The sequence below is a fragment of the Acetatifactor sp. genome (assembly GCF_982438285.1).
Genome location: NZ_CEWDFQ010000405.1, coordinates 1 through 2,432, shown reverse-complemented (window position 1 = coordinate 2,432; position 2,432 = coordinate 1). Strand labels below are relative to the sequence as shown.

Annotated in this window: 3 protein-coding genes; all 3 read right to left on the bottom strand. The window is 50.6% G+C overall.

The window, feature by feature from the left end:
* On the bottom strand, nucleotides 1-589 hold a 589-nt coding region (locus AC1WIP_RS14560), incomplete at its 3' end, for a nucleoside recognition protein (RefSeq protein WP_481142506.1).
* Nucleotides 590-655: 66 nt separating this feature from the next.
* Entirely contained in the window at nucleotides 656-1,618 is a 963-nt protein-coding gene (locus AC1WIP_RS14555) for a beta-ketoacyl-ACP synthase III (protein ID WP_481142505.1), read from the bottom strand.
* A 26-nt stretch (nucleotides 1,619-1,644) separates the two neighbouring features.
* Nucleotides 1,645-2,432 (bottom strand): NAD(P)H-dependent flavin oxidoreductase (locus tag AC1WIP_RS14550; RefSeq protein ID WP_481142504.1); only part of this gene is annotated, 788 nt, incomplete at its 5' end.

Genomic DNA, 2,432 nt, shown 5'->3' with positions numbered 1-2,432 from the left:
TACAATACAAAACTGCTATGAAGGTGCTAAGCAGTGTGGCTAAAATTGCCGGGGCGATAATAACTGCAGGATTTGCGCTTCCGTATTGACTGCGGTAAGCAATCATATTCACCGGAATCAGCTGCAGGGAAGAAATATTGAGAATCAGAAAGGTGCACATTTCATTGCTGGCCACCCTCTCTTTGGCTGCTTTTTCCAGATAAGCAGGATTACCTCTTTCCTCCTCCAGCTTTGCCAGCGCCTCCATGGCCTTCAAGCCCGCCGGGGTACAGGCCCATCCCAGACCCAGCACGTTTGCAATAATATTCGTAGCTATGTATTCTCTCGCTATATGATTTTTTGGAATTTTGGGAAACATGAAATTTAAGAAAGGGCCGATACCTCTGGTTAATTTTTCGATGATTCCTGCCTTTTTTGCGATTTCCATCAGTCCCATCCACAGCCCCACCACGCCGGCCATGGTAATGCACAGGGAGATGGCCTCTCCGGCGCTGTCTAAGGCAGCGTTGGTCACCTGACTCATCTGACCGGTGCAGGCGGCATAGATTACTCCCAGAAGTATCATGAAAGCCCAAATATAATTCAACATAGAAGCGCACGCTCCGCTACCGCATCTTACTGTCAATATATGCGGCTGTTTCGGCGCAAAGAACCTTTACCACTCCAAAAGAACGCTGCCCCAGGACAAACCGCCTCCGAAGCCTGACAATACGATTTTATCTCCTCTTTTCAGCATGCCCTTTTGGTTCATCTCATCCAATAGAATGGGCACGCTTGCCGCGGAAATATTTCCGCAGTGATCAAGACTTATGGGGAATTTCTCCTCTGAGACCCCCAGCCTTTTGGCAACAGACTGCAGGATACGGATATTAGCCTGATGCAGCACAAACCAGGAAATGTCGCCGGCATCCATTCCAGCCTGCGCAAGCACACTTTGGATGGATTTGGGCACTCTGCCCACCGCAAACTTGTACACCTCCTGCCCGTCCATATGCACAAATTCAGGCTCTGTGGGATGAGAGACCAAAGGGTTGTTATTTGGCCTTCCCTTACAGGACAATACATGCCCCTTTGCGCCGTCACAGCCCATGTCAAAGGAAAGGACGCCCCGCTCCTCTCTCTTTAAAACCGCAGCTCCCGCTCCGTCGCCAAAGAGTACGCAGGTGCTTCTGTCACTCCAATCCATAATCTTCGACAGAGTTTCTGCGCCCAGAATCAAAGCATTTTGATAAATACCCGCCTGTAAATACGCATGGGCTATATGCAAGGCAAACAGAAAGCCGGAGCAGGCTGCATTTACATCAAAGGCCACTGCCCTTTTCGCACCGATTTTAGCCTGCACCTCACAAGCCGTGGAAGGAGTCACATAATCCCCCGTGAGAGTTCCCACAATGATGAGCTGGATTTCCTCTCCAGACATTCCCGCATTCTCCAGAGCCTTCAAGGCCGCCTCACAGCACATGAAGGACGTAGTTTCCTCCTTTGCCAGACGACGTTCCCTGATGCCCGTGCGTGTGCGGATCCATTCATCCGAAGTATCCATTATTTTTGCCAAGTCGTCATTGGTCACTACTGTTTGGGGCAGACAGCTCCCGGTTCCCATGATTCTGGTTGTCATATTTTTTTCCTCTTCTATTGAAACTCTCATTGAAATTCTTTCATGATATCACTCACATGCTCCAGCTTATCTGCCCTGTAAGCGTTGCTCCCGCAAAAGATCAGAGCGTGCTCCATATCTCCCTTCGCCGCATTCACAAGTGCCTCCGTAATGCAGTAGGGGGTAGAAGCCGGGTCACAGGTGCTTACGCAGAGATGGCATTTTCCGTGAGGAATCGGGCCTTCTTTGGATCGCCGGACAAAGGCGTTTTGAATGGCCCTGCCAGGCATCCCCACAGGGCTTTTCACCAGCACAATGTCCTCCCTTCGGGCATGGATATAGGCCTCCTTGTATTCCATGGGCGCATCACACTCATAGGTAGTGATAAAACGGGTGGCCATCTGGACGCCGTCTGCCCCCAGATCAAAGGCCCTTTGGACATCCTCCCTGGTATAAATGCCGCCGGCTACAACAACGGGAATATCCTTCCCTTTTTCTCTCCCGCAGTTTTTTACATGCTCTACAATATCCCTGATTTCTCTGTCATAGTCCATCTGGTCAGGGTTTTGAAGCTGCTCATAGGAAAATCCAAGGTGTCCTCCCGCCTCGGGGCCTTCGATCACCACAAGGTCCGGCAATCTTTCATGCTTTTTTTGCCAATAGCGCAGAATCACCTGGGCAGACTTAAGGCTTGACACAATAGGCGCTATCTTTGTGCGGCTTCCCGAAACCAGCCTGGGAAGATTCATGGGGAGTCCCGCCCCTGAAATAATCAAATCCACCCCCGCCTCCACTGCTGCTTTCACATAATCCTCATACCTTCTGGTGGCTGTCA